Below are 1,007 nucleotides of genomic sequence, written 5' to 3' on the forward strand. Positions count from 1 at the left end.
GGGTTTTTCGCAAAGGGCATTAAATCAATTGAAACGCCTGGCGGCTTTCAGAAATCCTGAATTTTACAAGGCACAGGCGATGCGGTTGTCAACTTTCAACAAGCCCAGAATTATTTCGTGCGCTGAAGAAACCACCGAATATTTATGTCTGCCGAGGGGATGTGAAGCTGACTTGAATGCCATATTTCAAGAATTAAAATTAGAAGTTTGCTGGACTGACAAATCAAATTACGGAAGAGCCATTGATGTTGAATTTAATGGGACATTGAGGGACGAACAACCTCTGGCTATTGATAAATTATTGGAACATGATAATGGAATCCTCTGTGGAACAACTGCCTTTGGCAAAACGATAGCCGCAATTATGCTGATTGCCGAAAGAAAAGTGAATACATTGATACTGGTTAATAAAATTAGTTTGGTTTCTCAATGGAAAGATAAACTTTCTGAATTCCTGATAATCAATGAGAATGTACCAACGAATGATGGAATCAGTCATCCGATGACTCAATTCGACCAGTCATCGGATGACTCCCCGAAAAAAAGAAAGAAAACCAACAGCATCATTGGGCAGATTGGCGGTGGAAAAAATTCACTGAATGGCATTATTGATATCGCTGTGATGCAATCACTAAGCAGGGAAGGTGCGGTAAAAGACTGTATCAAGGACTACGGTATGGTTATAGTGGACGAGTGCCATCATGTTTCGGCCTTCAGTTTTGAACTGATACTAAAAAACGTGAATGCAAAGTATGTATATGGATTAACCGCAACGCCTTCCAGAAAAGACGGCCATCATCCGATTATATTTATGCAATGCGGACCAATCCGATACAGGGATGATGCAAAAAAGCAGGCAGAAAAAAGACCTTTTGATCATTTTGTAATACCAAGATTTACTTCCTTCAAAGTCCCTGCATGGTGGGAAAAAGAAGAAAAAGATTTGTCAATTACTGAATTGTATGCAGAGATCGCATCGAATGAAATGAGAAATCAGCTTATTCTCG

General features: G+C 39.7%; 1 protein-coding gene. It reads left to right on the plus strand.

Features of this window, described 5'->3' with window-relative positions:
• The coding region (locus Q8M88_RS03500) for a DEAD/DEAH box helicase family protein (protein ID WP_305594862.1) at positions 1 to 1,007 on the plus strand (1,007 nt) is incomplete at both ends.

Origin of the sequence: Phenylobacterium sp. (genome assembly GCF_030693805.1) — a bacterium.
Taxonomy (GTDB): domain Bacteria; phylum Pseudomonadota; class Alphaproteobacteria; order Caulobacterales; family Caulobacteraceae; genus Phenylobacterium.